This is a genomic window from Nonomuraea roseola (assembly GCF_039535395.1).
Lineage (GTDB): Bacteria > Actinomycetota > Actinomycetes > Streptosporangiales > Streptosporangiaceae > Nonomuraea > Nonomuraea roseola.
This window is the reverse complement of record NZ_BAAAXC010000015.1, coordinates 3,995,759-4,021,349: the sequence shown is the minus strand read 5'-3', so window position 1 is coordinate 4,021,349 and position 25,591 is coordinate 3,995,759. Positions and strand designations below refer to the sequence as shown.

At 70.3% G+C, this 25,591-nt stretch carries 25 protein-coding genes; 8 read left to right on the top strand and 17 right to left on the bottom strand.

Annotated features, from left to right (window positions below):
* Nucleotides 1-939, bottom strand: coding sequence for an HpcH/HpaI aldolase/citrate lyase family protein (locus ABFX55_RS42515; RefSeq protein ID WP_346129195.1), 939 nt, complete (start codon nucleotides 937-939; stop codon nucleotides 1-3).
* A 72-nt stretch (nucleotides 940-1,011) separates the two neighbouring features.
* Nucleotides 1,012-1,770: a polyprenyl diphosphate synthase gene (gene uppS, locus ABFX55_RS42510; protein WP_346129194.1), complete on the bottom strand. Its 759-nt coding sequence runs from the start codon at nucleotides 1,768-1,770 to the stop codon at nucleotides 1,012-1,014.
* 78 nt (nucleotides 1,771-1,848) lie between these two features.
* On the opposite strand from uppS, the gene ABFX55_RS42505 reads away from it, so the two are divergent.
* Together ABFX55_RS42505 and ABFX55_RS42500 are read left to right on the top strand one after the other, a co-directional pair.
* On the top strand, nucleotides 1,849-2,199 hold the full coding sequence (locus tag ABFX55_RS42505) for a hypothetical protein (RefSeq protein WP_346129192.1): 351 nt from the start codon (nucleotides 1,849-1,851) through the stop codon (nucleotides 2,197-2,199).
* Between the two features lie 10 nt (nucleotides 2,200-2,209).
* On the top strand, nucleotides 2,210-3,886 hold the full coding sequence (locus tag ABFX55_RS42500; RefSeq protein ID WP_346129190.1) for a protein kinase domain-containing protein: 1,677 nt from the start codon (nucleotides 2,210-2,212) through the stop codon (nucleotides 3,884-3,886).
* A 5-nt stretch (nucleotides 3,887-3,891) separates the two neighbouring features.
* Here the strand turns inward: ABFX55_RS42500 and ABFX55_RS42495 are convergent, their stop codons facing one another.
* Nucleotides 3,892-4,824: an EamA family transporter gene (locus ABFX55_RS42495; protein ID WP_346129188.1), complete on the bottom strand. Its 933-nt coding sequence runs from the start codon at nucleotides 4,822-4,824 to the stop codon at nucleotides 3,892-3,894.
* An 82-nt stretch (nucleotides 4,825-4,906) separates the two neighbouring features.
* Here ABFX55_RS42495 and ABFX55_RS42490 point away from each other — a divergent pair, with 82 nt between their 5' ends.
* Nucleotides 4,907-6,103, top strand: coding sequence for a magnesium transporter MgtE N-terminal domain-containing protein (locus tag ABFX55_RS42490; protein ID WP_346129186.1), 1,197 nt, complete (start codon nucleotides 4,907-4,909; stop codon nucleotides 6,101-6,103).
* Nucleotides 6,093-6,560, top strand: a complete 468-nt coding sequence (locus tag ABFX55_RS42485) for a DUF1003 domain-containing protein (RefSeq protein WP_346129185.1) — start codon at nucleotides 6,093-6,095, stop codon at nucleotides 6,558-6,560. Before ABFX55_RS42490 ends, ABFX55_RS42485 begins: the two co-directional genes overlap by 11 nt.
* Here the strand turns inward: ABFX55_RS42485 and ABFX55_RS42480 are convergent.
* Nucleotides 6,532-6,972 carry a MarR family winged helix-turn-helix transcriptional regulator gene (locus tag ABFX55_RS42480; protein WP_346129183.1) on the bottom strand — a complete coding sequence of 147 codons (441 nt, stop codon included), beginning with the start codon at nucleotides 6,970-6,972 and terminating at the stop codon, nucleotides 6,532-6,534. The two genes, ABFX55_RS42485 and ABFX55_RS42480, sit on opposite strands and share 29 nt — an antisense overlap.
* A 61-nt stretch (nucleotides 6,973-7,033) precedes the next feature.
* On the opposite strand from ABFX55_RS42480, the gene ABFX55_RS42475 reads away from it, so the two are divergent.
* Nucleotides 7,034-8,173, top strand: coding sequence for an Mrp/NBP35 family ATP-binding protein (locus tag ABFX55_RS42475; protein WP_346129181.1), 1,140 nt, complete (start codon nucleotides 7,034-7,036; stop codon nucleotides 8,171-8,173).
* A gap of 65 nt (nucleotides 8,174-8,238) precedes the next feature.
* On the opposite strand, the gene ABFX55_RS42470 is transcribed toward ABFX55_RS42475, so the two are convergent.
* The 5 genes from ABFX55_RS42470 to sigE form a co-directional block, all read right to left on the bottom strand.
* Nucleotides 8,239-8,598, bottom strand: coding sequence for a sec-independent translocase (locus tag ABFX55_RS42470; protein WP_346129180.1), 360 nt, complete (start codon nucleotides 8,596-8,598; stop codon nucleotides 8,239-8,241).
* A 107-nt stretch (nucleotides 8,599-8,705) separates the two neighbouring features.
* A complete protein-coding gene (locus ABFX55_RS42465) occupies nucleotides 8,706-10,163 on the bottom strand; it encodes a S1C family serine protease (RefSeq protein ID WP_346129178.1) in 1,458 nt (485 codons plus the stop codon).
* 72 nt (nucleotides 10,164-10,235) lie between these two features.
* Nucleotides 10,236-11,195 carry a sigma-E factor regulatory protein RseB domain-containing protein gene (locus ABFX55_RS42460; RefSeq protein ID WP_346129177.1) on the bottom strand — a complete coding sequence of 320 codons (960 nt, stop codon included), beginning with the start codon at nucleotides 11,193-11,195 and terminating at the stop codon, nucleotides 10,236-10,238.
* Nucleotides 11,192-11,713: an anti-sigma factor family protein gene (locus tag ABFX55_RS42455; protein WP_183655599.1), complete on the bottom strand. Its 522-nt coding sequence runs from the start codon at nucleotides 11,711-11,713 to the stop codon at nucleotides 11,192-11,194. Before ABFX55_RS42455 ends, ABFX55_RS42460 begins: the two co-directional genes overlap by 4 nt.
* A 1-nt stretch (nucleotide 11,714) precedes the next feature.
* The gene (gene sigE, locus ABFX55_RS42450) at nucleotides 11,715-12,356 is read right to left on the bottom strand and encodes an RNA polymerase sigma factor SigE (RefSeq protein WP_183655597.1); all 642 of its coding nucleotides are present in this window, start codon (nucleotides 12,354-12,356) and stop codon (nucleotides 11,715-11,717) included.
* 161 nt (nucleotides 12,357-12,517) lie between these two features.
* Here sigE and ABFX55_RS42445 point away from each other — a divergent pair, with 161 nt between their 5' ends.
* Complete coding sequence (locus ABFX55_RS42445; protein WP_183655595.1) at nucleotides 12,518-13,156, top strand: O-methyltransferase; 639 nt, start codon at nucleotides 12,518-12,520, stop codon at nucleotides 13,154-13,156.
* 27 nt (nucleotides 13,157-13,183) lie between these two features.
* Here ABFX55_RS42445 and ABFX55_RS42440 read toward each other — a convergent pair whose 3' ends face one another.
* Together ABFX55_RS42440 and ABFX55_RS42435 are read right to left on the bottom strand one after the other, a co-directional pair.
* Nucleotides 13,184-14,563 (bottom strand): leucyl aminopeptidase family protein, encoded by a 1,380-nt coding sequence (locus ABFX55_RS42440; RefSeq protein ID WP_346129176.1) that lies wholly within the window; start codon nucleotides 14,561-14,563, stop codon nucleotides 13,184-13,186.
* A 98-nt stretch (nucleotides 14,564-14,661) separates the two neighbouring features.
* Complete coding sequence (locus ABFX55_RS42435) at nucleotides 14,662-14,829, bottom strand: DUF3117 domain-containing protein (protein ID WP_020545024.1); 168 nt, start codon at nucleotides 14,827-14,829, stop codon at nucleotides 14,662-14,664.
* Between the two features lie 178 nt (nucleotides 14,830-15,007).
* On the opposite strand from ABFX55_RS42435, the gene ABFX55_RS42430 reads away from it, so the two are divergent.
* Nucleotides 15,008-15,784, top strand: a complete 777-nt coding sequence (locus tag ABFX55_RS42430; RefSeq protein ID WP_346129175.1) for a PaaX family transcriptional regulator — start codon at nucleotides 15,008-15,010, stop codon at nucleotides 15,782-15,784.
* Complete coding sequence (locus ABFX55_RS42425) at nucleotides 15,781-16,557, top strand: enoyl-CoA hydratase-related protein (RefSeq protein ID WP_346129174.1); 777 nt, start codon at nucleotides 15,781-15,783, stop codon at nucleotides 16,555-16,557. The genes ABFX55_RS42430 and ABFX55_RS42425 overlap by 4 nt, the downstream gene beginning before the upstream one ends.
* On the opposite strand, the gene ABFX55_RS42420 is transcribed toward ABFX55_RS42425, so the two are convergent.
* From ABFX55_RS42420 to ABFX55_RS42395, 6 genes are read right to left on the bottom strand one after another with little or no spacing between them, the layout of a single operon-like run.
* Nucleotides 16,554-17,780 carry an alpha-L-fucosidase gene (locus ABFX55_RS42420; RefSeq protein ID WP_346129172.1) on the bottom strand — a complete coding sequence of 409 codons (1,227 nt, stop codon included), beginning with the start codon at nucleotides 17,778-17,780 and terminating at the stop codon, nucleotides 16,554-16,556. The genes ABFX55_RS42425 and ABFX55_RS42420 overlap by 4 nt on opposite strands.
* A gap of 55 nt (nucleotides 17,781-17,835) precedes the next feature.
* Nucleotides 17,836-20,049, bottom strand: coding sequence for a right-handed parallel beta-helix repeat-containing protein (locus ABFX55_RS42415; protein WP_346129170.1), 2,214 nt, complete (start codon nucleotides 20,047-20,049; stop codon nucleotides 17,836-17,838).
* The gene (locus ABFX55_RS42410; RefSeq protein ID WP_346129168.1) at nucleotides 20,046-21,437 is read right to left on the bottom strand and encodes a M1 family metallopeptidase; all 1,392 of its coding nucleotides are present in this window, start codon (nucleotides 21,435-21,437) and stop codon (nucleotides 20,046-20,048) included. The genes ABFX55_RS42415 and ABFX55_RS42410 overlap by 4 nt, the downstream gene beginning before the upstream one ends.
* 43 nt (nucleotides 21,438-21,480) lie before the next feature.
* The gene (locus tag ABFX55_RS42405) at nucleotides 21,481-23,148 is read right to left on the bottom strand and encodes a type 2 periplasmic-binding domain-containing protein (RefSeq protein ID WP_346129166.1); all 1,668 of its coding nucleotides are present in this window, start codon (nucleotides 23,146-23,148) and stop codon (nucleotides 21,481-21,483) included.
* Nucleotides 23,149-23,186: 38 nt separating this feature from the next.
* Nucleotides 23,187-24,074, bottom strand: a complete 888-nt coding sequence (locus ABFX55_RS42400) for a carbohydrate ABC transporter permease (RefSeq protein WP_346129164.1) — start codon at nucleotides 24,072-24,074, stop codon at nucleotides 23,187-23,189.
* Nucleotides 24,061-25,053, bottom strand: coding sequence for an ABC transporter permease (locus tag ABFX55_RS42395; protein ID WP_346129163.1), 993 nt, complete (start codon nucleotides 25,051-25,053; stop codon nucleotides 24,061-24,063). The genes ABFX55_RS42400 and ABFX55_RS42395 overlap by 14 nt, the downstream gene beginning before the upstream one ends.
* Nucleotides 25,054-25,591: the final 538 nt, after the last annotated feature.

Below are 25,591 nucleotides of genomic sequence, written 5' to 3'. Positions count from 1 at the left end.
TCAGGCGCCGGGGGTGAAGGTCGTGGTGCGCGTCATCCCGGCGGCGCGCCCCTTGGCCGACACCACCAGCGCCATCTTCCGCGACGCCTCGTCGATCATCTCGTCGCCCAGCATCACCGCGCCCCGCCGTTCGACGGTCGTGTAGTACTCGTACGCCTCGAGGATCAGCTCGGCGTGGTCGAAGTCCTCCTGGGACGGCGAGAACACCTCGTTGGCCGCCTCGACCTGGGAGGGATGCAGCACCCATTTCCCGTCGAAGCCCAGCGCCGCCGCCCTGCGGGCCACCCTCCTGTATCCCTCGACGTCCTTGATCTGCAGGTAGGGCCCGTCGATCACCTGGAGGTCGTGGGTGCGCGCCGCCATGAGCAGCCGCATGAGGATGTAGTGGTAGGCGTCGCCCTCGGTGTAGCCGGGGGGCTGCTCCCCCACCACGAGCGTGCGCATGTTGATCGAGGCCATGAAGTCGGCGGGGCCGAACACCAGCGTCTCTAGGCGCGGCGACGACCCCGCGATGGCGTCGGCGTTCACCAGCCCCCGCGCGTTCTCGATCTGCGCCTCGATGCCGATGCGCCCCGCCTCGAAGCCCATGGTCCGCTCGATCTGGGTGAGCAGCGTGTCGAGCCAGATCACCTGGGTGGGATCCTGCACCTTCGGCAGCATCACGCAGTCGAGGAACTCCCCCGCGCCCTCGACGACCTCGATCACGTCGCGGTAGGTCCACTGCGTGGTCAGGTCGTTGACCCTGACGACGCGCACCTTGCCGCTCCAGTCGCCCTCGCGCAGGGCGGAGACGATGTTCTTGCGCGCCTCCTCCTTGGCCAGCGGCGCGACGGAGTCCTCGAGGTCGAGGAAGACCTCGTCGGCGGGCAGGGTCTGGGCCTTCTCCAGGAAGCGCGGGTTGGATCCGGGGACCGCGAGGCACGAACGGCGTGAGCGCATGTCCAAAAGCTAGCGTGCGGGCCCCGCGCCGCGACAGCGCGCTCTCTTCTATCGCCGCCATGCCCTCGGCGGTCAGGGGTGCTGCCGCCGGCGCCGGACGGCGAAGGAGCGGAGGGCGCGCAGGAAGTCGACGTGCCTGAACCCCGGCCAGTACACCTCGCAGAAGTGGAACTCGGCGCTGGCGGCCTGCCAGATGAGGAACCCCGACAGCCGCTGCTCGCCGCTGGTGCGGATGATGAGGTCGGGGTCGGGCCTGCCTGCGGTGTAGAGGTGGGCGGCGATGTCGCCGGTGGTGATCGTGCGAGCCAGCTCCTCGATGGGGACGCCCGCGCGGGCGCGGTCGTCGAGGAGGGAGCGCAGGGCGTCGACGACCTCCTGCCTGCCGTCGTAGCCGATGGCGGCGGTCAGGTGGAAGTCCGGGCGGTCCCTGGTGCGGTCGACGGCGAGCTTGAGCGCGTGGGCGGTGGTGACGGGCAGTTCGTCCAGCCGTCCCGCGACGTGGAGCCGCCAGCGGGAGGCCGACTCCACCAGGCGCCCCGCGATGATCTCCTCCATGAGGCGCATGTACGAGGCGACCTGCTTCGACTCGCGCTTGCGGACGTTGTCGACGGAGGCGACGTAGATCGTGACGTGCCTGATGTCAAGGTCGGCGCACCAGCCGAGGACGGTCTCGATGTGCTCGACGCCGTGCCGGTGGCCCTCGCTCGGGTTCTCCAGCCCCATCTGCCTGGCCCAGCGCCTGTTGCCGTCCATCACCAGCGCGACGTGGCGAGGCAGCGGTCCCCTGCGTAGACGGGAGCGCAGATGCCTGGTGTACAGGGCGTAGAGCACACCCGCACGATAGTCGGGATCCGGCGGTGCGGTGCGGCATGCTGGAAGCCGGCGCGGGCGAGCAGGGAGGAGACGAGGGTGAGCGTGATCGAGGAGGGCGCGAAGAAGTCGGGCATCCTGTGGCTGCATCTGGACCGCCCCAGGCTCGCGTGGCACGTCTGGCACGAAGGGGCGATCTATCTCGTGACCGGCGGCGAGGAGCAGGACCTTCCTGGTCTGGTCGGGCGCGACAGCGTGCGGGTGACGTTGAGGAGCAAGGACAACGGGGCCGAGCTGGTGTCCTTCGACGCGCGGGTGGAGGTCGTCGACCAGTCCGCCGCCGCCGACGCGGTGGCCGCCCTGGCGAAGGAGCGGCTGAACGCCAGGGACGCCGCGCGTCTGACCGACCGTTGGTCCGATAAGTCCGCTGTGGTGCGCCTTACCCCGTAGGGTGCATCGGGTGCAGAATGTTCAGCCGCTCCTTGCTCACGAGGCCGCCCGTATGGGCGACTACGAGCTGCTCGGCCGCCTGGGAGAAGGCGGTCAAGGGGTCGTCTACCTCGGTAGGTCCGCCTCGGGCGAGCTCGTGGCGGTCAAGATGCTGCATGCCAGGTTCTCCGGCGACCCCGCCGCGCGTGACCGCTTCCTGAAGGAGGTGGCGGCGGCCAGGAGGGTGGCCGAGTTCTCGACCGCGCGCGTGCTGGACGCCTCTACCGACGGGGACAGGCCGTACATCGTCAGTGAGTACGTCGAGGGCGTCTCCCTCGACCAGCTCGTCAGGGAGAGCGGCCCGCGCCTCTCGGGAGCGCTGGAGCGGCTGGGGGTGGGCACCATGGCGGCGCTGGCCGCCATCCACCGCGCGGGGGTCGTGCACCGCGACTTCAAGCCGAGCAACGTGCTGCTGGGCCTCGACGGGGCGAGGGTCATCGACTTCGGCATCGCCAAGGCGCTCGACGCCACGACGGCCAGCGCGAGCGGGCTGATCGGCACGCCCGCCTACATGTCGCCCGAGCAGATCTCGGGCGAGACGGTGGGGCCGCCGTCCGACCTGTTCGCCTGGGCGGTGACCATGGTGTTCGCGGCGACGGGCCGTCCCGCGTTCGGCGGCGACAGCGTCCCCGCGATCTTCCACAGGATCCTGACCAAGGAGCCCGACCTGCCCGAGCTCAGCGAGCCGCTCGGCTCGCTGGTGGCGGCCTGCCTGGCCAAGGACCCCTCCGCGCGCCCGACCGCCGCCGAGGCCCTGCTGCGCCTGGTGGGGCACACCCCCGTGGCGCACGTGCCCGGAACACAGCCTGAGCCGCAGACCTTCCCCGCCGATCACATCGACGACCTCGAACGGCGTGACAGCGACACCGCCGAGCAGGACGTCGCCCCCACCGATCCGGCCATCCCGCCGGCGGCTCCCATGAGGCCCACCAGCATCCTGCCCATGGACCCGCTCCTGCCCGCGGACACGGATCTGCCCTCGGACACGGATCTGCCCTCGGACACGATCCTGCCCGACCAGCGGCCGGCCAAGCCGGCGAGGGGCGGGCGGTTGCGCCCCGCTCTGCCGGCCAAGCCGGCGAGGCGCGGACGGCTGCGCCCCGCGCTGCTGCTCGTGGCCGCGATGGCGCTCGCCGCCTCGGTGACGGCCGCCGTCATGCTCCCGCAGCTCGCAGGGGCCCCCTCCGACCAGGGGCAGAACGTCGGGAACATCCCCGCCTACGTGGGAGAGTCCGATCCGCCCGTCACCGGTGAGTCCGTCAGGGCCAGGCCGAAGACGGGCGTGAACCTGCCCGCGCTGGAGGGTCAGCACGTCGACGAGGCGATCGCCCAGCTGAAGAGAGTCGGGCTGCAGGCCAAGGTGAAGCGCCGCGCCGATGAGTCGTTCGAGGCCGACTACGTGATCGCCACCTCCCCAGGCCCGGGCAGGCTCGCCAAGGGAAGTGTGGTGACGCTCTACGTCTCCTCAGGCCCGCAGGAGGAGGAGCCCACCCCCACCCCCTCCGAAGAGCCCACCCCCGGCCCTGACGACCCGAGCGCCGAGCCCACCGAGGAGCCGATGCCCACGGCCACGCCGACGGACACGGCCACCGAGGACACCGCCTCGCCCGAGCCCGACCCCGAGCCGACGGAGCTCAAGGGCGGCTGAGCCGCTCAGATCCTGCTGAGCTCACGCGCGGGCTCGGCCACGGGTTTGGCGGTCGCGGTCTGCGCGAGCAGCGCCCCGCTGATCACGATCAGCCCGCCGATGATCTGGAAGAGGCCGAGCGCCTCACCGAGCAGGGCCCATGCCACCACGGCGCCGCCGATGACCTCCAGCGAGGCCACCGTGGCGCCCACCGCGGCCGACAGCCTGCGCACCGCGTTGACGCCCAGGATGTAGGCGATGACGGTCGCCACGACGACCATCCACAGGTACGCGCCGAGCACCGGCAGCGTGTGCCCGCCCAGCGTGGCCTCGGTCGTGAACGCCTCCCACGGGATGTCCCACGGCCGCGAGAACGGCAGCAGCACGACGGCCGCGCCGATCATGCCCCACGCGATCAGGCCGAGCGGGTCGACGTCGTCGCCGAAGCTGTCGCTCATCAGGAAGTATCCGGCGCAGCAGGCGCCCGCCGCCAGGCCGAGGAGCAGTCCGAGCAGGTCGATCCGCAGGCCCTGCCAGGCCTCCACGACGATGGCGAGCCCCGCGACGGCGACCACCGCCCCGACGAACGCGGCCCGCGGCAGCCGTACCTTGCGGACGAAACGGACCCACAGCACCACCATCACCGGCGCCATGAACTCGAGCAGCAGGGCGATGCCCACCGGCAACCTGGTGATGGCCACGAAGTAGAGCGCCTGCACGCCCGCCACCGCCATCACCGCGTAGGCCCCGAAGAACGGCAGACGTGAGCGCGGGATGCGCAACGCGCGCGGCTTCACCACCACCAGTACGGCCAGCAGCAGCAACCCCGCGCCCGCCATTCGGGCCCACACCGACTCCAGCGGGGCCAGTCCGGCCTCGCCGAGAAACTTCGCCATCGGCCCCGAGAACGCGAAACACCACGCTGAGACGAAGGCGATCGCCAATCCTGCGTACCTCATATGTCACCACCATTATAGGGGTTTGATACTTACATGCCAGTCGTAGCGGAGGCAACGCCCGGTGCCCGGTTACGCTGCCAATGTGAGGATCTTCGTTGCCCGTCTGGCGGGGACCGCGGTCTTCGATCCCGCGGGCGACCAGATCGGCCGCATCAGGGACATCGTGGCGGGGGTGCGTCCGGGCCATCCGCCGCGCGTCCACGGCATGGTCGTGGAGATCCAGCCCCGCCGCAGGGTCTTCCTGCCCATCACCCGGGTGCGGGGCATCGAGGCGGGCGCGGTCGTCTTCACCGGGCGGCTGAACATGCGCAGGTTCGAGCAGCGCGCCACGGAGACCCTCGTCCTCGGACAGATGCTCGACCTGACCGTCGAGGTCGGCGGCGAGCCCATGATCGTCTACGACCTGGCCATCGAGGAGGTGCGGCCCTCGATCTGGCAGATCACCAAGGTGGCCGTCGTCAGGAAGAGGCGACGCGACCCGAGGATCGTCGACTGGCGTGAGGTGTCGGGCCTCGACACCCTCCAGCAGGACCAGGGGGCGGCCGGCCTCATCGCCGCCTTCGAGTCGATGCGCGCGGCCGACCTGGCCAGCGCCCTGCACGCGCTGCCCGACAAGCGCAAGATCGAGGTCGCCGCGGCCCTCGACGACGTCCGCCTCGCCGACGTGCTCGAGGAGCTGCCGCTGAGCGACCAGATGGGCATCCTGGGCACACTCGCCCCCGAGCGGGCCGCCGACGTACTGGAGGAGATGGGCCCCGACGACGCCGCCGACCTGCTCCAGGACCTTCCCGACGAGCAGTCGGCTCGGCTGCTGGCGCTGATGGAGCCGAGAGAGGCCGCGCCCGTCAGGCGCCTGCTGACCTACGACGAGAAGACCGCGGGCGGCATGATGACCACCGAGCCCGTGGTCCTGCCGCCCAGCGCCACGATCGCCGAGGCGCTCGCGCAGATCAGGCAGAAGGACCTGCCGCCCGCCGTGGCCGCCCAGGTCTACGTCACCCGCGCGCCCAACGAGACGCCCACCGGCACCTACCTCGGCGTGACCCACTTCCAGCGGCTGCTGCGCGATCCGCCCTCCACGCTGCTGGGAGCCGTGATCGACGCCTCGCTCGACCCGATCAGGCCCGACCTGCCGCTGCCCGAGGTCACCGCCTACCTGGCGACCTACAACCTCGTGGCGGCGCCCGTGGTCGACGAGCTCGGCCAGCTGGTCGGGGCGGTCACCGTCGACGACGTCCTGGACCACCTGCTTCCCGAGGGGTGGCGCGATGGCGGTTGACCGGCTCGACCAGCCGCGCGAGCTGAGGCGCAGCTTCCGTCCCCACTACGACCCCGAGGCGTTCGGGCGGCTTTCGGAGGAGATCGCCCGCTTCCTCGGCACCGCGCGCTTCCTGGTCTACATGACGTGCTTCGTGGCGATCTGGATCAGCTGGAACGTGCTCTCGCCCGCCCACCTGCGCTTCGACCCCTATCCGTTCATCTTCCTCACGCTCATGCTCTCGCTGCAGGCCTCCTACGCCGCGCCACTGATCCTGCTGGCGCAGAACCGCCAGGACGACCGCGACCGCGTGACGTACGAGCAGGACAGGCTCACCAGCGAGCGCAACCAGGCCGACATCGAGTACCTCACCCGCGAGATCGCGGGCCTGCGCCTGTCCATGGGAGAGCTGGCCACCCGCGACTTCCTCCGCTCGGAGCTGCAGCGGTTCAACGAGGAGCGACCAGAAGCTTCGTGAGCATCGCCGTGCACTGCTCGAGCTCCTCGGGCTCCAGCACGTCGAGGAACTGCGCGCGGATGCCGCGCAGATAGGTCGGGGTGGCCTCGGCCAGCCTGGCCTCGCCGGCGCCGGTCAGCACCGCGTACAGGCCGCGAGCGTCGTCGGCGCAGGCCTCGCGCTGCACCAGGCCGTCGCGCTGCAGACGATCGATGAGCCTGGTCAGGCCGCTGCGCGAGAGCAGCACCCGGTCGGCGAGGTCGTTCATCCGCAACCGCCCGTGCGCCTCGCTCAGCTGCTGCAGGACGTCGTACGAGGCCAGTGCGAGGTCGTGGGCGGCCAGCAGTTCGGCCTCCAGACGGCGGGTGATGCGCACCTGAGCCCGCTGCATCATGCGCCATACCGCCGACTCCTCAGGCGAGATCCCCACCATGCGAAGAATCCTAGAGGCCCCGGCGTTCGGCATAGGCGGTCTGGGTTCATACCATGGACCCATGGCACCTTCCCCGGAACAGGTGACAGCCGCACTCGCAACGGTCAACGACCCCGAGATCCGCCGGCCGATCACCGACCTTGACATGGTCAAGAGCATCGACATCTCTCCCTCGGGCGAGATCGTCGTCGGCATCTACCTGACGGTGGCGGGGTGTCCGTTGAAAGACACGATCACCCGTGACGTCACCGCCGCCGTCTCCGCGCTCGACGGCGTCACTGGTGTGCGCGTCGACCTCGACGTGATGAGCCAGGAGCAGCGCAAGACCCTGCAGACGAAGCTGCGCGGCAACCGCGCCCCAGAGAAGGAGATCCCCTTCAACCTGCCGGGGTCGCTGACCCGCGTCTTCGCGGTGGCCAGCGGCAAGGGCGGCGTCGGCAAGTCGTCGGTCACCGTCAACCTGGCCGCCTCCATGGCCTCGCAGGGCCTGAAGGTCGGCATCGTCGACGCCGACATCTACGGGCACAGCATCCCGCGCATGCTGGGCGCCGCCGAGCGTCCCACCAAGGTCGAGGACATGATCATGCCGCCGGTGGCGCATGACATCAAGGTCATCTCGGTCGGCATGTTCAAGCCCGAGGGCAACTCGGCCGTGGTGTGGCGGGGGCCGATGCTCGACCGCGCCCTGCACCAGTTCCTCGCCGACGTGTACTGGGGCGACCTCGACGTCCTCCTGCTCGACCTGCCGCCGGGCACCGGCGACATCGCCATCTCGGTGGCGCAGCGCCTGCCCTCCGCCGAGCTGCTGGTCGTCACCACCCCGCAGATGGCCGCGGCCGAGGTGGCCGAGCGCGCGGGCTCCATCGCCGCGCAGACCCACCAGCAGATCGCCGGCGTCATCGAGAACATGGCGTGGCTGCCCTGCCCGCACTGCGACGAGAAGATCAACGTCTTCGGCGAGGGCGGCGGTCAGACGGTCGCCGACGCGCTCACCCGCACCCTCGGCACGAGGGTTCCGCTGCTGGGCCAGGTGCCGCTCGACACGCGCCTGCGCGAGGGCGGCGACGAGGGCAAGCCCCTCGTGCTCACCGACCCCGACGCCCCCGCCGCCGCCGAGCTGCGCCGCATCGCCGGGTCGCTGTCCAAGCGCTCGTCGAGCCTGAAGGGCCGTTCGCTCGGACTGTCGCCCACTCCCAAGTGACGGGCTGAGCCACCGTGGTCACCGTTCGCCGCCCGGCGGCGACGGTGACCACTGTCATGTCAGGGTCAGGTCGCTTCGGGGTCGTACGGAGGGATCTCGCCGAAACCCAGCTCGGAGACCGGCTCGGGAACCGAGGCGACCGGCTCCAGGGTGGCCGACGTGGGCGTGGAGTTCCAGGAGTCCTCGACGTCGTCGAGCAGGTGCTTGCGGACGAAGTTCTTCGGGTTGAGGTCCGCGGGGTCGAAGTCCGAGAACTCGGGGCCGAGCCCCGAGCGCAGATCGTCCCTGGCGTTGGTGGCCATGCGACGGAGGTTGCGCAGCGTCCTACCCGCCTGGGCGGCCGCCTGCGGCAGCCTGTCCGGCCCGAAGACCAGCAGCGCGATGACGACGAGCGCCCCGACCTCCATCCAACCGAGTCCGAACACCGCAAGCTCCTACCACTGTGCAACCGGTTCCGGGGACAACCCCGGCCAGTTCCAGACTAAGGGCTCGCCCGGGCGATGAGACACCCAGCCCGGACGAGCCCGTCGAATCACGAAGGCTTGGGAGTGGGCTCCGCCTCGGCGGTGACCGTCAGCGAGGCCATCCGCTCCTCGGTTCCCCGCTTGTACTTGATCGCTATCTTCGTCCCGGGCGACTTGCTCCTGATGAGCGAGATGAGCTCGGTGCTGTCCTGGATGCGCAGGCCGTTGAGCTCCAGGATGATGTCGCCAGGCTTGAGGCCCGCCTTGCCCGCGGGGCCGTCGGAGTCGACGGGCTGGCGGCCCTGCGTGGGCTCCGTGGCGATGCGCACGCCCTCGCCCCGGTAGCGCGAGTCGAGGACGATGCCGATCTTGACCCGCTTGGCCGCGCCGGTGGTGATGATCTCCTCGGCGACCCGCCTGGCCTGGTTGATCGGGATCGCGAAGCCGAGACCGATGCTTCCGCTCTGGCTGGAGATCGCCCTGCTGAGCGTGGCGATCGCGGAGTTGACGCCGACGACCTCACCCTTGGCGTTGACCAGCGGGCCACCCGAGTTGCCAGGGTTGATGGCCGCGTCGGTCTGGATGGCGCTGATGTAGGCGGGATCGGGATCGTTGTCCTCGCCCGCGACGACCGGCCTGTTGAGCGAGCTGACGATGCCGGTCGTGACGGTGCCCGTCAGGCCGAGCGGAGAGCCGATCGCGATCACCGGGTCGCCGACCACGACCTGGTCGGAGTTGCCGAGCGTGATCTCCGGCGTGCCGAAGGTCTCCTCGGGCTTGACCACGGCCAGGTCGGAGCCGGGATCGCGGCCGACGATGCGGGCGGTGGTGGACTTGCGGTTGTTGAACACGATCTTGATGTCGCCACCCTGGGCGGCCAGCGCGACCACGTGGTTGTTGGTGACCACGTAGCCGCCCTTGATCAGGAAACCCGAGCCCGTGCCCGCGTCGCTCGCGCCCTCGACCTCGAGGGAGACCACACTTGGCAGCACCCGCGAGGCCACTCCCGCGACCGACTCGGGCGGCCTGCTGGTGTCGCCCGTGGGCGCGGGGCCGAGAGAGTAGGAGGGGTCGGTGGACGAGGCGCTCGGCTTTGTCAGCAGATAGGTGCCCACGCTGCCCATCACGGAGGCCAGCAGCGCGATCACCACGCCCAGCGCGACGAGCACGCCCGTGTTCGGTCCCCTGCGGCCGTGGCCCGGCGACCCTTCGGCGGGCGGAGGGGGAGGCCCCCAGCCCGGTCCCATGCCGACCGCCGCGCCGGGAGGCGGAGGCGGAGGCGGAGGCGCGGAGGGAGGCCCGTAGTCGGGGCTGCTGTGGACCGCGGTGTCACCGGAGGGCCGTCCCGAGGGGTCACCCCAGCCCGAGCCGTACGGCTGGGGCCGCTGCTCGGAGGCGTTCCATCCGAGCTGCTCGGTCCGCGCGCTCTCCCACCCGTCGTTGGCAGGCAGGAAGTCCGGCCTCCCCTGGGGCTCGGAGAGGTCCGACGGCGTGCGTCCGTCCGTCGGGCGCGTCTCGTCGGTCATCTGCTCTCACCACTCCTAGATCGGACACCGCAATCTTCACCCGCGCGATGTACGAGAGACGTAAAGCGAGCGTCAAGCGAACGGGTTGACCCAGGAAAGCACACGGTCGGCGCCCCGGGCGAACCGATCCCAGAAGCCCGGATCCGCCTCGTGCGGCAGCCCGAGGACCGCGGCCGCTGCCACGTCCGCGGGCGCGTCGGCGAAGACGGTGTAGACATGACCCCCACTTGCCCAGATCATTTCCAGCCCGGCAGGATCCCGGATCCAGATCGTATGCCCGTCGCGACGCTGGCTACGCCAGCCCGCCAGTCGCTCCTCGTCCAGGTTGCCGCGCTGAACGAACACCGACACAACGGACACACCGTCCGAGTATCCCAGCTTCAGGTAGCCACCGCTCTCGGCGGCGTTGGCCAGCTCGAGACCGCCCGGCAGGATGGCGGGGAACGTCCACCCGCGTGACCTGAGCGCGGCGACGGCGTCGGAGCTGAGCCTGCCGCCGGAGGAGACGTGCGCGAGCGGGCGTGAGGTGGCGATCGTCACCTCGACGAAGGCCTCGCCCCTGGCGATCCTGCCCTGGCTGTCGAGGACCTCCCTGCGCAGCGGGATCCCGCTCGCGGCGTCGATCCAGTAGCGGGCGGCCACCTTCCCGTCGTGCCGCAGCGCCTCGACCAGGCGGGCCGCCCTGCCGCACACGCTGCCGGCGCCCGACTCGACCACCCGGTAGTTGGCGCCGAGGGCGCGCAGCATGCCGTCAGAGGGGGCGAGCATGCCCCCTGCGGGCGCGCCGGGGTCGGCCGCACGGGAGTCGATGGTCATGCCCGCGCCTGGCGCGTTGCGCACGGCCAGCACCGCGCCCGAGGTGGTGAACATCGTGCCTGAGTACGGCTGGGCCCTCGCCGCCGTCGCCGACTGCCTCAACAGCGGCAGGCCTGTGTCCTCGTTCTCCGAGTCGTCGGGCACGGCGACCGCCGTGCCCTGCAGGCCCAGCGCCATCGCAAGCGCCAGCGCGAGGACGGCCAGCAGCCGGCTCACGGAGTGGCGGAGGGCGGGTTGCTGTAGGGCACCGTGGTCTTGTGGACCTGCTTGAACACCTCGACGGGAGGCGCGACCGACGGACCAGGGTCCTGGCCCGCGACGACGAACAGCGAGCCGAGCGCGACCGCGGCCGACACGACGCCTACGGCCACATAGGCCGGACGCCTGCGGGACCGTCCGGGCCCCGCCGAGCCGCCCAGGAAACCCCGAGGCCGGTTGTCCGGCGGGGCGATGCTGCGCGGACCTGGAAGCGGGACGCCGCCGAAGGTCGGAAAGGGCCGCTCCCGAGGCGGCACGGGGTCACCTGGCTCACCCATCCGCAGCAGCGACATGGTGAGGTCGGCGGGCATCGAGGGCCCGTCGAGCGAGCGCAGGCGCGACTTCAGCGCCCGCGTCGCCTCCACCTCCCGCCTGCACTCGGCGCAGAAGGCCAGATGGGCAAGGGCGCGCTCACGCTCGGCGTGGCGCAGCTCACCGTCGACCAGCGCCGAAAGGCGCTCTCCAAGATGGGACATATCAGACTTCCTCCCCACGGGACACGGTCGGGGGGAGTTCAGGGCTGCGCGGCGCGCGATGGTCGAGCGCCTCTCGCAACTGTGCCCGGCCACGATGAATCCGGCTGCGGACTGTGCCCAGCTTCACGCCGAGTGTGGCCGCGATCTCCTCATACGACAGGCCCTCGATGTCACACAGCACCACCGCGGCCCTGAACTCGGGCGCGAGGGCGTCGAGCGCGGCCTGGATGTCAGGCTCGAGGTGCGCGTCGTCCCACGCCTGGGCCGGAGAGGGCTCCCTGCCGCTCAGCCGCTCGGCGGCGTCGTCGGCCAGGCCCTCGAAGCGGATGCGCTGCTTCCTGCGCGCCGTGTCGAGGAACAGGTTCGTCGTGATCCTGTGCAGCCAGCCCTCGAAGGTGCCGGGTGTGTAGCTCGACAGGGACCGGAAGACCCGGACGAAGACCTCCTGAGTGAGGTCCTCCGCGTCGTGAACGTTGCCGGTGAGCCTGTAGGCCAGCCGATACACGCGTGCGGAGTGTGTCCGCACCACTTCCTCCCAGGTGGGAGGGGTCCATTCAGACACATCTGACACGCGAGGATCAGCCTGGTGGTCGCTACCTTCCACCAGCACTCCTCTCCTTGGGACCACCGTCGCTACCGCCATAGTGCCTGGTTTCGTCCCTTCGTGCGCACTGCCTGCCTTCAGGACCGGCAAAGCCCGTTTAAACCTGCAACGCGTTGGGCGCGACCAGAGTTCCCGTCCCGGCGTGTCTCCCCTAGGCTGCGATCGGTGACCAATTGCACGAAAGTGGGGAGGAGAGGCCGATGACCAGCCCGGTAGAGGCCACTCTGGCCTATGCGGAGCAGTTCCATCACGAGGATGAGATTCTGCACGCGGCGCGGCAGCGCGGCCAGGAGATGGGCGCGCCGCCCATCCTTCCCGGAGGCGGTGCCGCGCTGTGCTTCCTCGCCACCGCGCTCAACGCGCGCGCCGTCGTGGAGATCGGCACGGGGTGCGGCGTCTCGGGGCTGTGGCTGCTGCGCGGCATGCGCGCCGACGGCACGCTGACCAGCGTCGACGTCGAGCCCGAGCACCAGCGCCTGGCGCGACAGACGTTCGCCGACGCGGGTTTCTCCGGCGGGCGGATCCGCCTGATCACCGGGCGCGCGCTCGACGTGCTCCCCAGGCTGTCCGACGGCGGCTACGACCTGGTCTTCGCCGACGCGGCCAAGCAGGAGTACGCCGACTACCTGGCCGAGTCGGTGCGGCTGCTGCGGGTGGGCGGGATCGTGGCCTTCGACAACGCGCTGTGGCACAACAGGGTGGCCGACCCCTCCCAGCGTGACCCCGACACGGTCGCCGTGCGGGAGCTGGGCAAGCTCGTGCAGGCCGACGACCGCCTGCGGCCGCTCATGATGCCGCTGGGCGACGGACTGCTGGCCGCCGTCAAGATCTCCGCCTGAGGCCCCGTAGGGCCCCAGGCGGCCGGCTCAGCGGCGGGCGAGCCAGTCGAGCAGCACGCGAACGCCGAAGCCCGTGGCGCCCTTGGACAGGGTGCCCTCGTCCACGGTGCTCCTGCCGACCCCCGCGATGTCGAGGTGGGCCCAGGGCCGCTTGCCGGTGAACTCCCTCAGGAACAACGCCGCCGTGATCGACCCCGCTCCGAAGCGCCCGCCGAGATCGGCGTTCTGCATGTCGGCGATCGGCGAGTCGAGCGCGGGACGGTAGTCGTCGATCAGCGGCATCCGCCACAGCCTGTCGTCGGTGACCTCCCCCGACGAGACCAGCGTCCGCGCCAGCTCGTCGTCGGTGGCGTAGACGGCGCCGATGTTGCGGCCCAGCGCGACGCTGATCGCCCCGGTGAGGGTGGCGATGTCGATCATCGCGTCGGGCTCGAGCACGGCGTCGGCGTAGGCCAGGGCGTCGGCGAGGACCAGCCGCCCCTCGGCGTCGGTGTTGGTCACCTCGACCGTGGTGCCGCCGTAGTGGGTGATGACGTCACCGGGCCGCTGGGCCGTGCCCGAGGGCATGTTCTCGGCCGCGGCCACCAGCCCCGTCACGCGCACGGGAGAGCCGAGCGCGACCAGCGCGCCCATGACCGCGATCACGACGGCGCCGCCCGCCATGTCGGTCTTCTGGGTCTTCATGTTGTCGGTCGGCTTGAGCGACAGGCCGCCGGAGTCGAACGTGATGCCCTTGCCGACCAGCACCACGTGCTCGTCGTAGGAGTCGGGGGTGTAGGAGAGCTGGATGAGGCGGGGCGGGTGGACCGAGCCCTGGCCGACGGCGAGGATGCCGCCGAACCCTTCGGACCTGAGCGCCTCCTCGTCCCACACCTTCACCTCGAGCCCGTCGGCCGCGGCCTGGTCGGCCAGCCATGAGGGGGTCTTGGTCGAGGCGGGGGTGTTGGCCAGGTCACGGGCCACGGCGACGGCCTGCGCGACGCTCTCGCCGCGCCGTACGGCCGACTCGTCGGCGCCGACGAAGGTGAGGGCGGCGACGGGCGGCTTGCCCTGGGGTGCGCCGATCTTGAAGGTGTAGGCCGCGAGGAGCGCGGCCTCGGCGAAGACGGCGATGTCGCCGTCGGGCACCACGACCGTCAGCTCGGGCCTGCCCTTGGCCCTGCGGGTGAGCGCGGAGGCCGCCCTGCGCAGAGCGCGGGGGGAGCCGTCGCCCACGCCGTAGAGCAGCAGCCCGCCCACCGAGTCGCCGCGAGAGACGGGCACCTCGACGATCTCGCCTGCCTCCCCCTTGGCCGCGTGGTGCGCCATCAGGGCCGCCGCCGGTACCGGCAGCTCGACCCGCGGGTTCAGACCCGAGTCGTACGGCACCGCGAGCAGTGCGGAGTCCGAGGGTGCCTCGGGGAGCACAGACGCTGTCGTCTGGATGGGCACGGGAGAATCTCCAAACGTGATCGGCCCCGGCGGGGAGGACGCCAGGGCCGTTCGATCAGGTAGTTGAGCCGGCGTCAGCCGACAACGTTCTTCAGCGCTTCGCCGAGCGCCTTCGCCTCGTCGGCCGAAATCTCCACGACGAGCCGGCCGCCACCCTCGAGCGGGACCCGCATGACAATGCCGCGCCCTTCCTTGGTGACCTCCAGCGGACCATCACCGGTCCGCGGCTTCATCGCCGCCATGCGTGTATCCCTTCCTGCCATGGACTCCGCGGTTGCGATCAACGACCGCCCCGGTGGGTGGCCGACGCATTCACGTCTTCTGTGATGTCCTATTCTCCCGCATCGGAGTGCCAAATGGGTAACGATCTCCTCCCAGCATCCGTTGTCCAGGGTCGCGAAGACGGCCAAACTGGTGCTCGTGAACGCACGCGCGGCGCTGTTCGACCTCTACGGGGACCATCTGCGCTCCCGCGGGGGAAAGGCGTCTGTCGCCGCCCTGGTGAGACTGCTCGCGCCCCTGGAAATTGCGGCTCCGGCCGTGCGCACAGCGGTTTCGCGGATGGTCAGGCAAGGCTGGCTGGACCGGGCCCGACTGCCCCAGGGGCCCGGCTACGTCGTCACGCCCAAGTGCGTCAGACGCTTGGACGAGGCCGCGCTGAGAATTTACCGAGCTGGAACGATCAAGTGGCACGGGCGCTGGCATCTGATCGTTCTGGAGCCGGTCAGGGAGCGGGCCAGGAGGGAGCGGCTCCGCGCCGATCTGGCCTTCCTCGGCTACGCGCAGCTGTCCGAGACCACCTGGGTGGGCCCGCGCCCCTCCCCCGAGCTCGATCCACTGCTGGCCCACGAGGGCATCCGCGCCGACAGGTTCGAAGCCGTCCTCGACGGCGACCCACGCGAGCTGGTGGCGAGGGCATGGGACCTCGAGGCGATAGGCCGGGCCTACGAGCAGTGGCTGACCGACGCGCAGGAGCTGGTCGGCGGGCTGCCGGACGGCGCGCCTGACGCCCAGGTCTTCGCCATCAGGAGCAGACTGCTGCACGGCTGGCGCAACTTCCTGTTCCGCGATCCGGGCCTGCCCTCCGAGCTGCTGCCTCCAGGGTGGCCCGGAGAGAAGGCGCGGGCCTTCTTCGAGCAGGAGGCCGCCCGCCTGATGCCGTCCGCCGCCGCCTTCGTCGACAAGGAGCTGTTGTGATCCGTTACGACGTCACCGAGGCCGTCGCCACCGTCACGCTGGACCGGCCTGAGGCGATGAACTCCCTGACCGTGGAGCTGAAGACCGCCCTGATCGGCGCCCTGCGCGAGGCGGCCCACTCCGACACCGTCAGGGCCGTGCTGATCACCGGCTCGGGCCGCGCCTTCTGCGCGGGCCAGGACCTGCGCGAGCACGCGGAGAACCTGGAGCAGGGCCGCGGCCTGGCGGGAACGGTGCGCGAGCACTACAACCCGCTGATCGCGCTGATCACCGGCATGGAGAAACCCGTCGTGGCGGCGGTGAACGGCGTGGCCGCCGGCGCGGGCGCCTCCCTCGCCTACGCCTGCGACCTGCGTGTCGCCTCCGAGCGGGCGAAGTTCGCGATGGCCTTCTCCTCCATCGGGCTGGCGCCGGACTCCGGCGCCTCCTGGACCCTGCAGCGCCTGGTCGGCCAGGGCCGCGCGGCCGAGCTCCTCCTGCTGGGCGAGCCGCTGGACGCGGCCCGCGCGCTGGAGCTCGGCGTGGTCTCCAGGGTGGTGCCAGAGGACGAGCTGCTGAAGTCCGCCCACGAGCTGGCCGTACGGCTGGCGGCGGGCCCCACGAAGGCCTACGCGGCCACCAGGAAGGCGCTGCACTACGCCGCCTCCCACTCCCTGGAGGAGTCGCTGGAGCTGGAGGCCGACCTGCAGGACGCGCTGGCCGCCACGGACGACCACCTCGGCGCCACCCGGGCTTTCCTGGCCAAGCAGCGTCCCACCTTCACCGGCCGCTAGAGGAACAGCTCGACCACGGGGACCGCGACATCGGGCCTGGTCACGGGCAACTGCAGGATGAGCGTGTCCTCGGGCACGCCCCTGAGGTAGGCGTGACCGGGCTCGTGCGGGTCGACCTCCAGGAAGCGCACCTCCGAGGCGTCGTGCAGGAACTGGGCGTACTTCACCCTGCCCGCCAGCCCCGCCAGGTGGACGTGCTTCATCGGCCAGTTCAGCAGGTGCAGGTAGAGCCGGTCGCCGCGCTGGGTGTAGCGGCAGTCCTGGGGAGGGGTGAACTCCGATGCGCCCGCGCCGTAGATCGCCCTGCCGTGCAGCCTGGTCCACCTGCCGATCTCGCGCAGCCGCTCGACCGCGCGCGGCTCGAACTCGCCGCGTGCGTTGGGACCGACGTTCAGCAGCATGTTGCCGCCCTTGGAGACGGTGTCGACCAGCATGCTCAGCAGCAGTTGCGGCGACTTCCAGTCGAGGTTGTCGCGGTCGTAGCCCCAGCTGCCGTTGAGCGTCTGGCACGCCTCCCACGGCACGTGGCCGGGCACCCCGCCCGGCGGCATGACCTGCTCGGGCGTCATGAAGTCGCCGCTGCCCAGATCGAGCCTGTTGTTGATCATGATGCCGGGCTGGAGCTCGCGGACCATCGCCTCCAGCTCCTCCGAACGCCACTCGTCGCGGCCCTTCGCCCCCATGCCGCGGCCGGGGTAGGAGAAGTCGAACCACATCATGTCGACGGGTCCGTAGCCGGTCAGCAGCTCACGGACCTGTCCGTGCAGGTAGTCGGCGTACTTCCCGATGTCTCGGGCGCCGTCCTCCCCGAGGTCTCTCTGCGGGTGGTAGAGGTCGATCGGGAAGTCGGGGTGGTGCCAGTCGATGAGCGAGTGGTAGAGCCCGATGCGCATGCCCCTGGCCCTGAAGGCGTCGAGCATCGGCCGCAACAGGTCCTTGCCGTACGGCGTCGCGGTGGCCTTGTAGCCGGTGAGCGCGGAGTCCCACAGGCAGAACCCGTCGTGGTGCTTGGTCGTGACGACCAGGTAGCGCATGCCCGCGTTCCACGCGTCGTCCGCCCAGACCTCCGGGTCGTACAGGTCGGGGTCGAAGTGGTCGAAGTAGCGCTGGTAGTGCTCGTCGTCCAGCCTCTCGTAGGACTTCACCCACTCGTGGCGGGCGGCGGCGGCGTAGATGCCCCAGTGGACGAAGAGGCCGAACCGCGCGTCGGTGAACCAGCTCATCTGCTCTCCAAGCGGGAGGGGGCACGGCCTGGCCGTACCCCCTCGAGGTGCGTGTCTAAGGGTGGACCGAGACTCCGGCGAGCCCGATCCTGCCAGTGCCCGTGCGCTGGACGCGCACGTACCTGGCATCGGCGGCGATCTCCACCAGAGTGGGCCGAAGCGCCCTGCCCGTGAGGGGCACGCGCTTCGCGTCGGACAGGTCGGCCCTGGTGGCGACGATCACCTCGACGTCCGCGGTGGTCATCGAGGCGTCGTTCCAGATCTCGACCGAGCCGATCCGCCTGACCTCGCCGAGATCGACCTGCCACCAGGAGCCCGGCTGGCTGAGGGTCCTGGTGTCGGTCGAGGTGGAGCCGTCGACCGCGTTGGCGGCGCCGGCCGTACCGTCGGTGGAGGACTGGGTGGCGGCCCTGCCCCTGGCCAGGTCGGGCAGGAGCTGCTCGACCGTGCCGCCGGGGGCCGCGCCCGCGGCGGCCGCCACCTGGAGCGCGGCCTCGGGCAGCAGTTCCAGGGCGGTGAAGTTGCCCGTCATCTGCGAGCCGCGCCCCGACAGGGCGGGGGCGGTGGTGTCCGTCCAGTTGCCCGTGGCGAGGTTCTCGATGCCGTATCCGGCCCAGTTGGAGACCCACTTGTAGCCCATGCGGGTCAGCACGTTGCCCTCGACGCGGATGTGGCTGCTCTGCTCGTCGAGGTAGACGCCGTTGCCGTCGCGCTCGGTGTTGCCGTAGGCGGAGCGGTTGACGTAGTTGCCCGAGATCACCGTGCCCGGCTGCGGCCCCTGGGTGTAGATGGCGCCACCGTCGTGCATGTCGAAGGCGACCATCATCGCCTCGACGATCCGGTTGCCGGTGATCCTGTTGTCGCGCATCGCGGGCCGCTGCGCCTCCGGCTGGTTCCATCCCCAGCCGACCGAGATGCCGGAGTAGGGCAGCTTCTCGAGGGTGTTGTGGTCGATGGACAGCTCGCTCTCGTAGCCCGCCCACACGCCCACCGCGTCGGTGTACTCCACGCCGATGTGGGTGATGGTGTTGCGCGCCACCGTGTTGCGCTCGCCCTGCAGCTCGGCGGGCGGGTTCGGCTCGGTGTCGCCCACGTAGACCGCGCCGGAGGACAGGTCGGTGAAGGTGGAGCCGGTGACCGCGGAGTCCTTGGTGCCCTTCTCCATGATGATCCCCGCGCCGCCGAGGCGGGCGAAGGAGCTGTTCTCCACCGTGACCCGCCGCCCGCCCCGCACCACGACCGCGGCGGCGGGCTTGGTGTAGTAGCGGCCCGCGTGGTCGACGGGCCCGGTGGCGCCGGTGAGCGTGAGGCCCGCCTGCATGCCCGCGTAGCCCTCGGCGGTGTTCGGCTGGAGGTAGGCGGCGTGCTCGAAGCCCAGGCCCGAGATCTTCACGCCGCTCGCGTCCTCGATCCGCAGCAGCGTCTCGCGGGCGGGGGTGATCACGTCGCTGAGGTCCTCGCCCTGCCTGGGCAGGTACGTGACCGTACGGCTGCCGCGGTCGTAGACGAACTCGCCCGGCTGGTCGAGCAGTTCCCGGGCGTTCTCGAAGTAGGAGACCTTGGTGTAGCGGCCGGAGTCGACGGTCGTGGTGTCCCACGCGGGGCCCGTGCGGTTGGTTCCGCTGGCGGAGTTGGCCCAGCACGGCTGGGCGAAGGTGATCAGGTCGCCCTCGACCCTGTCGATGGCGCAGTGGTAGTTGCGCCAGCGGATCCTGATCACCGCCTCGGCGTCGGAGGGCGCCTTCCACGCGGCGATCCCGCTCTTCACGGCCCCCGTCATGCCGGTTTTGGTCGCGTCGCAGACGCTGGAGGGGCAGGCCTCGCCGCGGGCGCGGACCGCCCGCACCCCGCCGACGAACAGCTGCCTGGGGACGACGCCCTCAGGAGCCTGGGCCACCCAGAGGCCGCCCTCCTGCCGCCATCCGGTGATCGGCACGCCGCCCGACAGCACAGGTGCGGCGCCGGGGGCGGCGGTCCAGGTGACGGTGTGCCCGCCAGAACCGGAGTCGCGCCGGTCGAGGACGAGCGGCTCGGCCATCCGGTAGACGCCCCCGGCCAGGCGGACCTCGATGTCGCGGTTCATGCCGCCCGCGATGGCCTCGCGTACCTTGTCCCTGGCCGTTTCGAGGGAGCAGGGGTTGTTCTCGTTGCAGGCGTGGCCGGTGGCGTCGGGGGCCGCGTGGTAGATCTTCGGGGCGGGAGCGGCCGCCTGAGCGGTGCCGGTTAAGGGAAGCGAGAGCAGGGCGGTCAGGACGAGCAGGCGCTTCATGAGATCTCCAGTGGGGGGTTCGTCTCGCCGTAGAGCCAGCCGCGAAGGAACGCGTCCAGGTCAGGGCGGTGGGTGGTCTTCACGGCGTGGGCGATGAAGTCCTCGGTGGAGGCGTTGCCGTCCTTGTTGCGCTGGACCCAGCGGCGCATGACGCGGTCGAAGTCGCGCTCGCCGATCTCCTTCTGGAGGGCGTAGAGGACGAGGGCGCCGCCGTCGTAGATGTTGTAGCCGCCGAGGCCCTTGGGCCTGCCGGGCGGGCCGTCCTTCGCGCGGACGGCGTCGAGCTTGCCGTAGACCGTCCTCATCTTGTCGGCGAGCTTCTCCCCGCCCTTCTCCTCGGCCCACTCGGCCGCGTAGTAGACCGCGGGGCCCTCGTTTAGCCAGGCGTCCTGCCAGGTGGCGGGGGTGACGGAGTCGCCGAACCACTGGTGGACCAGCTCGTGGATCATCGTGTTGGAGTAGGTGGGCCTGGTGAACCAGCCGGTGCCGAACAGGGAGAGGGTCTGGTTCTCCAGCGCGTCGGTGTACCCGGGGTAGATGTGCACGCCGTAGGTGGAGAAGGGGAAGCGGCCGAACCTGGCCTCCGCCCACTCGATCTGGCCGGCGGTCTCGGCGGCGATCGGGCCGTACTTCTCCTCCTGACCCTGCGGGACGACGTGGCGCAGGGGCAGGGCGTGAGGGCCTGTGCCGTACAGGTAGGTGCCCTTGACCACGGCCAGGCCGAGCAGCTCCGACGCCATGGGCTCGCGCTCCTCGAAGCGCCACACGTCTCCGTCCTTGGCGGTCAGCTCGCCGTTGGCGGTGGCGACGTAGCCCTCGGGGACCTTCACGTCGAAGGTCCAGGTGGCCTTGTCGGAGGGATGGTCGTTGACGGGGAAGAAGGTGTCGGCCCTGCTGGCCTGGACGGCGGCGGCGAACCCGCCGTCGGGACCGAACCGCCAGCCGGTGAGGCCGCCGCGCGGAGCCTTGCCGTTGCCGTGCAGCCTCACCTCGGCGGTGAAGGGCCGGTGGTTCCTCAACGGCTCGGTAGGAGTGACGGTCAGCTCCTGCCCCGTGCGCCCGGGGCTGAGCGCCCAGGCGGCGGGGCGGCCGTCGACGGTGACCTCGTCGATGACGTGGCCGTCGGTGTCGAGATTGAAGGACGACAGGTCCTGGACGGCCGTGGCCGTGATCGTCACCTTGGCGGCGAAGTCGTAGGTGACGGGGGTGAAGTCGAAGGAGACGTCGTAGTGGCGGACGTCGTAGCCGCCGTTGCCGAGGTCAGGGAAGAGCGGGTCGTTCAGGCCTGGAGCGCCGGGGGTGGGATCGAAGCGGTCGGCGTGCGCGGGAAGGGTGAGGGCTCCGGCCGCCAGCGTGGCGGCGGCCAGTGTCGCGATGGTTCGCTTCATGGGGGGTCTCCGTGGTAGCGCTGAGGGGGAAGGGACAGCCGGCTCAGCCGACGCCGCCGTTCTTCTGGATCACGCTCTCGAACTCGGCGCGGATCTTGTCTCCGCCCTGTGCCCTCCAGTCCTTGACGAGCTGGTCGAGGTCGGACACCGGCGCGCGTCCCGCGATGATCGAGGTGACCCTGTCGGTGCGCATCGTGTAGAGCGACTCGTACTTGTTCTCGTCGGTCGGCGAGAACAGTCCGGTGGTGGGGTCCTGGACGCCGACGGCGATCAGCTTGGTGAACGCGTCGTGGACGAGCTTGACCGCTTCGCTCGAGGTGGCGTCGAAGACCGGCTGGGTGGGCGCCCCGACGTACTTCCACGGGACGGTGGTGTCCTTGGCGCCCTGCTCGGTGAGGATGGGGTTGCCCTTGTCGTCGCGCGTGTAGTCGGTGTCGGCGACGCCGTACTGGATGAGGGTGTACTCCTCGCTGCCGAACGGCGCGGCGAAGAAGTCGACGACCCTCAGCACCTCCTTGACCTTCGCCTCGTCGGCCTTCCTCACGAAGTTGGTGGCGAAGGCGATGTTGTTGAGGTAGGCCGCCGTCTTGCCTCCGACGGGCAGCATCGGGCGGGGGTCGGCCTTCGGGTCGATCTTCTTCTGGGTCTGCAGGTAGCCCGCCGCGCCGAGGAAGGCCGGCATGCCGTCGTAGGTCATCGCGGCGCGTCCGGCGTTGAACTCGTTCTTGCGCTTGAGCGAGTCGAAGCCCTCCGAGCCCGGGTAGATGACGCCCGCCTCGCGCAGCCTGCGGGTGTACTCGACCGCGGCCCTGTACTCCTCGGTCTCGATGGCGGCCACCAGCTTGCCTCCCGGCTCCAGCCGCCATTCCAGGGGCACGCCGAAGAGCTGCGCGAAGATGGACATGCCGAACAGGCCGCCGCTCGCGGTGACCAGGCCCCAGCGCTTCTCCTTGGGGTTGGTGACCGCCTTGAGCGCCTCGGCGAGCCTGTCGGTGTCGCCGATCTCGGCCAGGTCGCTGACGCCCGCGGCGGCGAACAGGTCGGCCCGGTAGAAGCCGAGTCCGCCTGCCATGTTGCGCGGGATCGGGATGCCGTAGAGCTTGCCCGCGACGATGCCCTGCTTCCAGAAGACCTCGGGAACGGCCGCCAGGTTCGGGTACTCCTTGACCGCGTCGCCGCTCAGGAACGGCGTGAGGTCGGCGCACTGGCTGGCCACGAAGGCGGGCAGGTTGTTGACGCCCTGTGTCTGCACGTAGGGGAACACGTCGGGCAGGTTGCCGCCTGCGACCATGGTGTTGAACTTGGTCGGCCAGTCGGCCTCGGGCACGATCAGCAGGTCGGCCGTGCCGCCGAGTCGCTTCTCGATCTCCTGCCACGCGGCGTTCTGCTCGCGCGGTGGGGGCGGCGGCAGGAAGGTCTTGGACGCCATGGTCACCTTGCCGCCCGACATCGGCGGCTTGGCCACCGACTTGAACAGCTCCTTCGGATAGGTGAAGTAGCCCTCGGGCACGCCCGCCGCCGTTCCGGGCAGGTCGGGCTTGGCCGCTGCCGACAGCGGCACGTAGGTCGGCAGCTTGACGGTCAGCCCCTGCGCCTTGGTGGCGGGGGCGCCGCCCGAACCGCCGCCGCAGGCGGCCAGCAGCGGGGAGAGCGCCGCGCCCGCCGTGGCGGTCGCGCCGAGGCGGAGGAGTCCGCGCCTGGACAGGTTCATGGTCTTCCTTCGGGGAGTCGTGGGGCGGGCGGGCCCGGCTAGCCCTTGATGGCGCCGGTGAGCACGCCCTTGGTGAAGTAGCGCTGCAGGAAGGGATAGACGAGAAGGATCGGGACGATCGCGACGACGAGCACGGCCATCTGGATCGCCTGCACGGGAGCGGGGGCCTCGGTGCCCACGACGCTCTCCAACGTCCGGCCCTGCAGGATGAAGGTGCGCAGGATGTTGGGCAGCGGGTGCCGGTCCGAGTCGTCGATGTAGAGCAGGGCGTTGAAGAAGTTGTTCCAGTACGCGACCGCGTAGAACAGCGACACCACCGCGATCACCGCCTTGGACAGCGGGAGCACGATGCGCACCAGGATGCGCAGGTCGCCCGCGCCGTCCATGCGGGCGCTCTCCAGCAGCTCACCGGGCAGGTTCATGAAGAACGAGCGCAGCACGACCAGGTTGAACGCGCTGACCAGGCTGGGCAGGACGAGCGCGCCGAAGCTGTTGAGCAGGCCCAGCTGGTTGACCAGCAGGAAGTTGGCGATGATGCCGGGGTTGAAGAGCATGGTGAACAGCGCGATCATCAGGATCCACTTCGAGCCCGTGACCTCGCGGCGGCTCAGGCCGTACGCCATGCAGATCGTGACGGTGACGCTCGCCAGCGTGCCGACGCCGGTGACCAGCACGCTGATGAGCAGGGCGCGGGTGACCGTGCCACCGTCGAAGACGGCCCGGTAGGCGTCGAGCTGGGGCGCGGTGGGCAGCAGGACGAAACCGCCGCTCCTGGCGATCTCGGACTCCGAGGAGAAGCTGGTGCCGATGACGCCCACGAACGGATAGATCACCAGCAGCGTGATCGCGGTGATGATCACCGCCTTGAGACCGACCCCGAGCTTGGAGGGCCGTTCCATCCAGGCGGGACGGTCACTTGCTCGCATTGCGGTACACCCCCTCGTGGCCCAGCAGGTGCGCCACCTTGTTCGCGCCCAGCACGAGGACGGCGCCGACGACCGCCTTCACCAGGCCCACCGCCGCAGCGGGGCCCCACTGGCCGTCCTGGACGCCGTTGAAGTAGACGAAGGTGTCGAGCACCTCGCCCGACTCGGGCCCCACCGCGTCGCGCTGGAGCAGGATCTGCTCGAACCCGACCGACAGGATGCTGCCGAGGTTGAGGATGAGCAGCAGGATGATGATCGGCGTGATGCCGGGCAGCGTGACGTGCCAGAGCCTGCGCCAGCGACCCGCGCCGTCCATCGCCGCGGCCTCGTAGAGCTCGGGGCTGATCGACAGCAGTGCGGCGAGGAAGATGATCGTCCCCCAGCCGCAGTCCTTCCAGATGACCTGAAGGGTGACCAGCAGGGGGAAGGCGTCGGGATCGGTCATCATGTCGTAGCGCGGCAGCCCGATGCTCTCCAGGAAGCCGGGCAGTACGCCCGCGCCCCCGATGACCTGCTGGAAGACCGAGACGATGATCACCCAGCCGATGAAGTGCGGCAGGTAGACCACGCTCTGCACGAACCTGCGGACCTTCTCGCTGATCACGCTGTTGAGCAGCAGGGCCAGCGCGATCGGGGCGGGGAAGAAGAGCACCAGCTGGGTGAGCGTGATGCGCAGCGTGTTGCCCACCGCGTCCCAGAACCGGGGGTCGCCCAGCATGGTCGCGAAGTTCTGCAGGCCGACCCACTGGCTGTCCAGGAAGCCGATGTAGGGCTGGTAGTCCTGGAAGGCGGCCACGTAGCCGAAGAGCGGGACGTAGTGGAAGACCAGGAAGTACACCAGGCCGGGCAGGGTGAGCATGAGCATCACCCGGTCCCGCCAGAGCCGTTTCCACAGCGGGAGCCGCCTGGCGGCCGAGGGGGTTTCGGGCTTGGTACGGCTGGCCGTACCCGTCCCGACGGCTTGTAGGGGTGTCGTCATGCTTGGTCCTTCCAGTTGGCGTGACCGTAGTAAGCGCTTTCTCATCTCGTCAAGGGGTTGGGTGGGGTGGGTTTTCGGCGCTTGACGTTTGTTCAGGTGAGGGCCTAGCGTGCGGCGCACGATCTCTGTAGAACGCGCTTACTATCTAGGTGGTCGGGTTACCTGTGAGGTTCGGGGCTCAGGGGTCTCGGTTCTTCGAGGTCTGGGAGCTCTGGGTCTCGGAGCCACGGATCTCGCGGCTGCGGGTCTGGGGCCGCAGATCTCGGAGCTGCGGATCTCGGAGCTGCAGATCTCGCGGCTTGGGCTGCGGATTCGCAGGCTGCGGGTCGCGGGCCTGGAGTGTGTGGGTTTGCGGATGTCGAGGCGCCTCGCGGCTGCGGGTCGCTCGGGATCTCGGACCTGCTCGGGCTCGGGTCTCTTGGGTTCCGGGTACTCCCCGCGAACCTCGGCCTCTCGGGTGCTCAGGCGTGCGGGTCTCGGGGGTTCTTCGGGTCCTCAGGCCCAGGGTCCTCGGACTCCTCAGGCCTGCCGGTTCTCG

Bases quoted from the DNA above. Each gene is read 5' to 3' on its own strand.
- ABFX55_RS42495 (WP_346129188.1), bottom strand. From the start codon at position 4,824: ATGAGGTACGCAGGATTGGCGATCGCCTTCGTCTCAGCGTGGTGTTTC.
- ABFX55_RS42465 (WP_346129178.1), bottom strand. From the start codon at position 10,163: ATGACCGACGAGACGCGCCCGACGGACGGACGCACGCCGTCGGACCTC.
- ABFX55_RS42475 (WP_346129181.1), top strand. From the start codon at position 7,034: ATGGCACCTTCCCCGGAACAGGTGACAGCCGCACTCGCAACGGTCAAC.
- ABFX55_RS42395 (WP_346129163.1), bottom strand. From the start codon at position 25,053: ATGACGACACCCCTACAAGCCGTCGGGACGGGTACGGCCAGCCGTACC.
- ABFX55_RS42515 (WP_346129195.1), bottom strand. From the start codon at position 939: ATGCGCTCACGCCGTTCGTGCCTCGCGGTCCCCGGATCCAACCCGCGC.
- ABFX55_RS42455 (WP_183655599.1), bottom strand. From the start codon at position 11,713: ATGTCCCATCTTGGAGAGCGCCTTTCGGCGCTGGTCGACGGTGAGCTG.
- sigE (WP_183655597.1), bottom strand. From the start codon at position 12,356: ATGGCGGTAGCGACGGTGGTCCCAAGGAGAGGAGTGCTGGTGGAAGGT.
- ABFX55_RS42480 (WP_346129183.1), bottom strand. From the start codon at position 6,972: ATGGTGGGGATCTCGCCTGAGGAGTCGGCGGTATGGCGCATGATGCAG.
- ABFX55_RS42435 (WP_020545024.1), bottom strand. From the start codon at position 14,829: ATGGCGGCGATGAAGCCGCGGACCGGTGATGGTCCGCTGGAGGTCACC.
- ABFX55_RS42420 (WP_346129172.1), bottom strand. From the start codon at position 17,780: ATGAGCTGGTTCACCGACGCGCGGTTCGGCCTCTTCGTCCACTGGGGC.
- ABFX55_RS42415 (WP_346129170.1), bottom strand. From the start codon at position 20,049: ATGAAGCGCCTGCTCGTCCTGACCGCCCTGCTCTCGCTTCCCTTAACC.
- ABFX55_RS42485 (WP_346129185.1), top strand. From the start codon at position 6,093: ATGGCGGTTGACCGGCTCGACCAGCCGCGCGAGCTGAGGCGCAGCTTC.
- ABFX55_RS42410 (WP_346129168.1), bottom strand. From the start codon at position 21,437: ATGAAGCGAACCATCGCGACACTGGCCGCCGCCACGCTGGCGGCCGGA.
- ABFX55_RS42400 (WP_346129164.1), bottom strand. From the start codon at position 24,074: ATGCGAGCAAGTGACCGTCCCGCCTGGATGGAACGGCCCTCCAAGCTC.
- ABFX55_RS42445 (WP_183655595.1), top strand. From the start codon at position 12,518: ATGACCAGCCCGGTAGAGGCCACTCTGGCCTATGCGGAGCAGTTCCAT.
- ABFX55_RS42405 (WP_346129166.1), bottom strand. From the start codon at position 23,148: ATGAACCTGTCCAGGCGCGGACTCCTCCGCCTCGGCGCGACCGCCACG.